Genomic DNA, 7,477 nt, shown 5'->3' with positions numbered 1-7,477 from the left:
GGAGAGGTCGAGCTCNAGCCCGTCCACCGCACGTGCTGCGGGTCGTGCCGGAAGAGCGACGGCCGTCCGGTGGGGACGTCGTGGTCGTCGTCCACCGAGCCGCTGCCGGACTTCAACCAGAACAGGACCATCGCGGTGTCCGCGACGACCTCGCCGCGCACGTCGCCCGTCGAGGCGGACGACCAGAGCGAGAGCAGGTCCGTGCCACGGCGGCGCACGTCGAACGTGAACTCCTCGGCACCCGTGTCGACGTCCGCCCGTCGCAGGTCGGGCAGCCCGAGCAGCTGCTCGGCCGCCTGCGTCGGGTCGCGGGTCGTCGCGGACCACCGGGTGCGCTGCATGGACTGGGACACCCTTGCATCCTGCCGTGGATGGCGTCGTCGCGCTCAGGAAGCGCGCCGTGCGCGGACCGGCGCCCCGCGCCCGTGGCGAGCGCAGTCCGACCGCAGGCCGCACAGCGGACCGCGCCCCGGGCCTCCCGGCCGGACGTCACACGACGCAACGCGCGTGGCGGTCGCCGCTCGGCGCCCGTAGCGTCGCGTCCGTGACGACCGACGACGCTCCCCGGCAGATCCGCTTCAACGCGTTCGACATGAACTGCGTCGCGCACCAGTCCTCCGGGCTGTGGCGCCACCCCCGCGACCGCTCGCGGCACTACAACGACCTGTCGTACTGGACCTCCCTGGCGCAGACGCTCGAGGTCGGTGCCTTCGACGGCATCTTCATCGCCGACGTCCTCGGGACGTACGACGTCTACGGTGGCTCGAACGAGTCGGCGCTCCGGACCGGGTCCCAGGTGCCCGTGAACGACCCGATCCTGCTCGTGTCCGCGATGGCCGCCGTCACGGAGCACCTCGGGTTCGGCATCACCGCCGGCACCGCGTACGAGCACCCGTACCCGTTCGCCCGGCGCATGTCGACGCTCGACCACCTCACCAAGGGGCGCGTCGGCTGGAACGTCGTCACCGGGTACCTGCCGAGCGCCGCGCGCAACATGGGGCAGACGGACCAGCTGTCGCACGACGACCGCTACGACGTCGCCGACGAGTACCTCGAGGTCCTCTACAAGCTCTGGGAGGGCTCCTGGGAGGACGACGCGGTCGTCGAGGACCGCGAGACCGGGGTCTTCACCGACCCGACCAAGGTGCACCCCATCGAGCACCACGGGCGCCACTTCGACGTCCCGGGCATCCACCTGTCCGAGCCGTCCGTGCAGCGCACGCCCGTCATCTACCAGGCCGGGGCATCGCCGCGCGGTGTCCGCTTCGCGGCCGAGAACGCCGAGGCCGTCTTCGTCGGCGCCCCGACCCTGCCGCAGTTGGCAGCGACCGTCACGAAGATCCGGGACGCCCTGGAGGCAGCTGGTCGCGACCGGTACGCCGCTCGCGTCTACTCGCTGCTCACGGTGATCACGGACGCCACCGACGAGGCCGCGCGCGCGAAGTACGAGGACTACCTGTCCTACGCCTCGGAGGAGGGCGCCCTCGTGCTGAACTCCGGGTGGATGGGCGTCGACCTGTCGCAGTGGGACCTCGACGAGCCGCTCGGCGACGTCGAGTCGAACGCGATCCAGTCCGCGGCGGCGAACATCTCCGCGGCCACCGGGTCCGACGGATCGAAGTGGACGATCCGCGACCTCGCCCGGCACACGGCGATCGGCGGCCTCGGGCCGGTCGAGGTCGGTTCGGGTGCGACCATCGCGGACCGCCTCCAGGAGATCCAGGAGCAGACCGACGTCGACGGCTTCAACCTCGCCTACGCCGTGACGCCCGGGACCTGGGAGGACGTCATCGAGTTCGTCGTCCCCGAGCTGCGGGCGCGCGGTGTCTACCCGACGGAGTACACGCCGGGGTCGCTCCGGCACAAGCTGCACGGCCGCGGGGACCGGCTGCCCGGGGAGCACCGCGGTGCCGGCTACCGGATCGGTCAGCAGGCGGTCGTAGGCTGACGGCGTGATCGGATCGTCCTTCGTCGTGCGTGCCGCGTCGGAGGACGAGGCCGCTGCCTGCGTCGACCTCTGGGTCGCCGCGGTCAGCGTGCGGGACGCCGTGCCGGAGTCCGACGCGGTCCGCGCCCGGGCGCTCGCGAAGTTCGCGGAGCCGCGGGTGGCGCTCGTCGTCGCGGCGGAGCCGGGAGGTCCGGGGGATGCGCCGGGCGCCGCTGGGGCCGCGGGGGTCGCGGGGGTCGCGGAGGTCGCGGGCTTCGCCCGCGCGGGGGCCGCGGGCTTCGCCCTCCCGGGGGCCGCGGGGGTCGCGGGCTTCGCCCTCGTGACGGCGCCGGGGACCGGGGGACCGGAGGACCCGGAGGACGCCGCCTACCTGTCGCTGCTGGCGGTCCACCCGCGTGCGCAGGGACACGGCCTCGGACGGGACCTCCTGCGCGCCGCGGTCGACGCCGCAGCACGGTCCGGGCACGCCCGGTGCGTGCTGCACGCACTCGAGGACAATGCCCCGGCGCTCGGCCTCTACCGCAGTGCCGGGTTCCGGCCCTGGGGCGAGCCGTTCGCACACCCGTTGTCCGGCCGGCCGACGCGGGCCTGGGTGACCGTCGGCGACTGACCGGGGCCCGAACGCTGCCCGGTCACCCGGGGATCGGTGCCGCCACGGGCTCCGGGAGCGCATCGGCCGGGGTCGGCCACGGGGCCCACTTCGCCCGCGGCGCCGTGAGGAGGTACGGCTGCGGTGTCGGGTAGCTCACGAGCTCGAGGGTCGAACCCCACGGCGTGCGGGTGTACACGAACCGGTTGCCCTCGCCGGCCTCGACGCCGCGGAGCTCCCGCGGATCGGAGTTCCGCAGGCCCCCGGCCCGCTCGACCTTGTCCAGTGCGGCGTCGAGGTCGTCGACGTACAGCGCGAGGTGCTGCCACCCGAGGTCGGACGGTGCCGCGGCGAACCGCTGGTCCGGGCCGAGGTACTCGAACAGCTCCAGCCCCGGCCCCTCGGGGAGTGCGAGCATCCGGATGGCTCCCTGGGCCATCGTCGACGGGATCCCGAGGTACCGGTGCACTTCCGCGGAGCCGCGGGGCTCCTCGCTGCGGCACCGGACGTCGTAGAGGACGACGGCGTCGAGCGCCGCCGCGAAGAAGGCCGTGGCAGCGTCGATGTCCGGCACCGTGACGCCCACGTGGTCGATCCTGATTCCCCTGCTCATCCTTGGATGCTCTCACCGGGGCCACCGGGTGCCCGGGCGTGCAGGACCCGGTGCGGGATGTGGTGCGGTTTGCCGCACTCGCTGTCGGTCCGCTCAGGTAAGGCTGCCCTCACCACAAAACCCCAGGTCAGGGCAGCCTCACCTTGCTGGCGGACCGTTCCGGACGGTGGCATGCTCATCGCATGTCGACCGCAACCGACCTCGTGCTCCCCGCCACCGATCACGACACGACGAGCGCCGCGAAGCTCAACTGGCTCCGTGCCGGACTCCTCGGCGCGAACGACGGCATCGTGTCGGTCGCCGCGGTCCTCGTCGGGGTCGCCGGGGCGGGCGCGGGGACCGGGCCGGTCATCGCCGCCGGTACCGCCGCCCTCGTCGGGGGTGCGGTCTCGATGGCGCTCGGCGAGTACGTCTCGGTCAGCGGCGCCCGCGACGCCCAGCGCACCGGGCAGGCCGCGCAGCAGGCGCAGCTCGAGGCCGAGTCCGAGGACGCCGACACCATCGCGGCGCACTACCGCGGGCTCGGCGTCGCGCCGGACGTCGCGTCCTCCGTCGCGGCTGAGCTCGTGCGGCCGGAGGTCCGGGCCCGCCGGGCCGAGGCCGCCCTGCGCGACGCCGAGGACGAGGTCGTCAGCCCGTGGCGCGCGGCCTGGGTGTCCGCGGCGACGTTCACCACCGGGGCGGCGCTGCCGTTCCTGGCCATGCTGCTCGCCCCCGAGTCGGTGCGGGTCCTCGTGACGGTCGTCGCCGTGCTCGTGGCGCTCGCGGCCACCGGGGCCACCGGGGCCACGCTCGGCGGTGCACCGCGCGGCCGGGCGACCGTGCGCGTGGTGGTCGGCGGGGCCCTGGCGCTCGCCGCGACCTACGCCGCCGGAGCGATCCTGGGCGCGCACGCGATCTGACGGCGACGGGCCCGCTCGTACCGGCGCGCACCCGACCGGACCACCGCGGTCACTCGTCGGCGCCGGAGACGGCGGCGGCCTCAGCAGCGAGCGCGGTGTTCCGCGCGGTCAGCAGCCGCTGCAGGTAGCGGCCGAGGACGACCACCTCCGCCAGCCGTCCGAGCGGTCCGAACGGCGCGGTGACCACGACGTCGTCGAGCATCCGGGTGCCGGTGCCGGCGCGCTCGAAGCGGTGCTCGTGCCGGAACCGCGCGAACGGCCCACGCACCTGTTCGTCGACGAACCGGTGCGGCGCCTCTCCCCGCCGGCACGGCCGGTCCGCCGCTGGCGCGTCGCACCGGAACCGGCGGCGTGGGCCCAGTGCGGTGATCCGACTCGTCGACCGCCAGACGACCCCGAGGTGGCGCGCGCGGAACGTGACGGTCTCGCCGAGGCCGATCCTGCCGCTCGTCACGCCGCCGACAGCGCGCTCGCCCGTCCCGGCGAGGGAGCGTTCGTGCGCTCCGATGTCGAGCGAGAGCGCGAAGGCCCGCTCCGGCGGGCAGTCGAGGTGGGTGTCGAGCCGGAACCGGACCGTCACGTGGCGGGCAGGTCGTCCGGGGCGGCGTGCCATCCCTGCGGGGCGGCCCGGTCGTCGTCGCGGAGGACCGCGGCGAGCGCCTCGTCGTGCCGGCGCCCGCGGTGGAGCACCCCCGAACGGCGGAGGCCCTCGTACGACATGCCGACGCGTCGGGCGACGGCGAGGGACGCGTGGTTCGTGGCGATCGCGCGCCACTGCACGCGGACGAGGCCGAGGCCGTGCGGCGGGGTGGCGAAGGCCCAGTCGACGATCGCGGAGACCGCCTCGGTGACGTAGCCGTGGCCGCGGGCGTCGGGGTGCGTGGCGTAGCCGACCTCGGCGGCGCCGTCGGCGATCTGGAAGAGCTCGACGGTCCCGAGCAGGCGGGGGTCCTCGCGTCGACGGATCGCCCAGGCGAGGCGGGTCCCGGACTCCCAGCCGGTCCGGCACCGTCCCAGCCACTCGACGGCCTCGGCGTGGCCGTACGGGCCGGGGACGGGCGTGTAGGCGATGACATCCGGGTCGGTCGCGTAGGCGATGACGTCCTCGGCGTCGGACGTCGCCGGGGCGGAGAGCACGAGCCGGTCGGTCGGGAGCGTCACGGGGTCCACGGCCCGAGCCTAGCGACGACGACATCCCGGCACGAGAAGGCCGGGCGGGTACGCTACCGTCGCCGCATGACTGCGTTCCGCGTGATCGACGGCCACAACGACCTGCCCTGGGAACGCCGCGACTCCCACGGCTCCGGGGTGGAGGGCATCGACTCGGAGCAGGGGTCGCTCCACACCGACGTCCCGAAGCTCCGCGCCGGCGGGGTCGTCGGGCAGTTCTGGTCGGTGTTCGTGCCGTGCTCCGACCCGGACCCGGTCCGCACCACGCTGCAGCAGATCGACGTCGCCCTGCGGATCGTCGAGCGGTACCCGGAGACCTTCCGGATCGCCCGCACCGCCGCCGACGTGCGCGCAGCGGTCGACGACGGGCGAATCGCGTCGCTCCTCGGCGCCGAGGGCGGGCACTCGATCGGCGACGACCTCGCCGTCCTGCGCACCTTCGCCCGGCTCGGCGTGCGGTACATGACCCTCACACACAACGACGACACCCCGTGGGCCGACTCCGCGACCGGGTCGCACCCGCACGGCGGCCTCACCGACCGCGGTCGGGAGGTCGTGGCGGAGATGGAACGGATCGGGATGCTGGTGGACCTGTCGCACACGGCCCCGACGACGATGCGGGACACGCTCGACGTCGCGACGCGACCCGTCGTCTTCAGCCACTCGTCGACCACCGCCGTGAACGACCACCCGCGGAACGTGCCGGACGACGTGCTCGAGCGGCTGCCCGGCAACGGCGGCGTCCTGATGATCACCTTCGTGCCGGCGTTCGTGTCGCGGGCGTACGCCGAGTGGGAGGCCGCCGGGTCGGCGGGGGAGGCGCCGCTCGTCACGGTCGCCGAGGTCGCGGACCACGTCGAGCACGCCCGCGAGGTCGCCGGGGTGGCGCACGTCGGGATCGGCGGGGACTACGACGGCACGCCGGTGCTGCCGCCGGACCTGCGGGACGTCTCCCGCTACCCGGTGCTCGCCGCCGAGCTCGCTCGCCGCGGCTGGCAGGACCACGAGCTCGCGGCACTGGCGGGCGGGAACGTGCTGCGGGTGCTCGAGGCGACGGACGACGCGTTCGAGCGGACGCTCGTGCGCTGACCGCCCACCACGGAACGGAGGACGGCCGTGCGCTGCCCGCCCGTCACGGAACGGAGGACGCCCGTGCGCTGGCCGCGCATCACGGAACGGAGGACGCCCGGCCCCGTGCGTCACGGAACGGAGGACGCCCGGCCCCGCTCGGTAGGATCGCAGCGCACCCGCAGCGACCCGCGCCTCCAGTGCAGGCGGCGCGACCTGACCCGAAGGAACGGACCAGATGAGCGGCACCATCCACGACAACATCTCCCAGGCGTTCGGGAACACCCCGCTCGTCCGGCTGAACCGACTCCCGCGCGAGGGCAGCGCCGAGATCCTCGCGAAGCTCGAGTTCTACAACCCCGGCGCCAGCGTCAAGGACCGCCTCGGCGTCGCGATCGTCGACGCGGCCGAGGAGTCCGGCGAGCTCCAGGCCGGCGGGACCATCGTCGAGGGCTCGTCCGGCAACACCGGCATCGCGCTCGCCCTGGTCGGCGCGGCCCGCGGCTACCGGGTCGTCATCACGATGCCCGAGACGATGAGCGTCGAGCGGCGTGCGCTGATCCGCGCCTACGGTGCCGAGGTCGTCCTGACCCCGGGCCCCGAGGGCATGAAGGGTGCGGTGTCCCGGGCCGAGCAGATCGTCGCGGAGACCCCGGGTGCGATCCTCGCGCACCAGTTCGAGACCCCCGCGAACGCTGCGATCCACCGGAAGACCACCGCCGAGGAGATCCTGCGCGACACCGAGGGCCACGTCGACGTGTTCATCGCGGGCGTCGGCACCGGCGGCACGATCACCGGCGTCGGCCAGGTGCTCAAGGAGCGCGTGCCCGGCGTGCAGGTCATCGCCGTCGAGCCGAAGGACTCGCCGCTGCTCACCGAGGGCAAGGCCGGGCCGCACAAGATCCAGGGCATCGGCGCGAACTTCGTGCCCGAGGTCCTCGACCAGAGCGTCATCGACGAGGTCTTCGACGTCGAGCTCGAGGACGCGCTGCGCGTGGCCCGCGACCTCGGGACGCAGGAGGGCATCCTGTCGGGCATCTCCTCCGGCGCGATCATCCACGCCGCGATCGAGGTCGCCGCACGCCCGGAGAACGCCGGCAAGCGCATCGTCGCGATCGTCTGCGACACCGGTGAGCGCTACCTGTCGACCGTGCTCTTCGAGGGACTCACTGCGTGAGCCCAGCTCC

Annotated in this window: 8 protein-coding genes; 5 read left to right on the top strand and 3 right to left on the bottom strand. The window is 74.1% G+C overall.

Annotated features, from left to right (window positions below; all coding sequences use genetic code 11):
• Positions 1–544 precede the first annotated feature (544 nt).
• Both I59_RS05100 and I59_RS20665 read left to right on the top strand, forming a co-directional pair.
• Positions 545–1,948 carry an LLM class flavin-dependent oxidoreductase gene (locus I59_RS05100; RefSeq protein WP_261976521.1) on the top strand — a complete coding sequence of 468 codons (1,404 nt, stop codon included), beginning with the start codon at positions 545–547 and terminating at the stop codon, positions 1,946–1,948.
• Positions 1,949–1,952: 4 nt separating this feature from the next.
• A complete protein-coding gene (locus I59_RS20665; protein WP_022902946.1) occupies positions 1,953–2,558 on the top strand; it encodes an N-acetyltransferase in 606 nt (201 codons plus the stop codon).
• Positions 2,559–2,580: 22 nt separating this feature from the next.
• Here I59_RS20665 and I59_RS05090 read toward each other — a convergent pair whose 3' ends face one another.
• Complete coding sequence (locus I59_RS05090; protein ID WP_022902945.1) at positions 2,581–3,150, bottom strand: VOC family protein; 570 nt, start codon at positions 3,148–3,150, stop codon at positions 2,581–2,583.
• 182 nt (positions 3,151–3,332) lie between these two features.
• Here I59_RS05090 and I59_RS05085 point away from each other — a divergent pair, with 182 nt between their 5' ends.
• Complete coding sequence (locus I59_RS05085; protein ID WP_022902944.1) at positions 3,333–4,052, top strand: VIT1/CCC1 transporter family protein; 720 nt, start codon at positions 3,333–3,335, stop codon at positions 4,050–4,052.
• 49 nt (positions 4,053–4,101) lie between these two features.
• Here I59_RS05085 and I59_RS05080 read toward each other — a convergent pair whose 3' ends face one another.
• Both I59_RS05080 and I59_RS05075 read right to left on the bottom strand, forming a co-directional pair.
• Complete coding sequence (locus I59_RS05080) at positions 4,102–4,632, bottom strand: SRPBCC family protein (protein ID WP_022902943.1); 531 nt, start codon at positions 4,630–4,632, stop codon at positions 4,102–4,104.
• The gene (locus I59_RS05075) at positions 4,629–5,222 is read right to left on the bottom strand and encodes a GNAT family N-acetyltransferase (protein ID WP_022902942.1); all 594 of its coding nucleotides are present in this window, start codon (positions 5,220–5,222) and stop codon (positions 4,629–4,631) included. Before I59_RS05075 ends, I59_RS05080 begins: the two co-directional genes overlap by 4 nt.
• 66 nt (positions 5,223–5,288) lie before the next feature.
• Here I59_RS05075 and I59_RS05070 point away from each other — a divergent pair, with 66 nt between their 5' ends.
• Together I59_RS05070 and cysK are read left to right on the top strand one after the other, a co-directional pair.
• On the top strand, positions 5,289–6,311 hold the full coding sequence (locus tag I59_RS05070) for a dipeptidase (RefSeq protein ID WP_022902941.1): 1,023 nt from the start codon (positions 5,289–5,291) through the stop codon (positions 6,309–6,311).
• 217 nt (positions 6,312–6,528) lie between these two features.
• Positions 6,529–7,467 carry a cysteine synthase A gene (cysK, locus tag I59_RS05065; RefSeq protein WP_022902940.1) on the top strand — a complete coding sequence of 313 codons (939 nt, stop codon included), beginning with the start codon at positions 6,529–6,531 and terminating at the stop codon, positions 7,465–7,467.
• Positions 7,468–7,477: the final 10 nt, after the last annotated feature.

The sequence above is a fragment of the Curtobacterium sp. B8 genome, from assembly GCF_000333315.1.
Taxonomy (GTDB): Bacteria; Actinomycetota; Actinomycetes; order Actinomycetales; family Microbacteriaceae; genus Curtobacterium; species Curtobacterium luteum.
Note: the sequence above shows the minus strand (reverse complement) of the source record. Positions and strands in the feature narration are given on the sequence as shown.

Coding starts and splice junctions, on each gene's coding strand:
- cysK (WP_022902940.1), top strand. CDS start 6,529: ATGAGCGGCACCATCCACGACAACATCTCCCAGGCGTTCGGGAACACC.
- I59_RS05090 (WP_022902945.1), bottom strand. CDS start 3,150: ATGAGCAGGGGAATCAGGATCGACCACGTGGGCGTCACGGTGCCGGAC.
- I59_RS05070 (WP_022902941.1), top strand. CDS start 5,289: ATGACTGCGTTCCGCGTGATCGACGGCCACAACGACCTGCCCTGGGAA.
- I59_RS05085 (WP_022902944.1), top strand. CDS start 3,333: ATGTCGACCGCAACCGACCTCGTGCTCCCCGCCACCGATCACGACACG.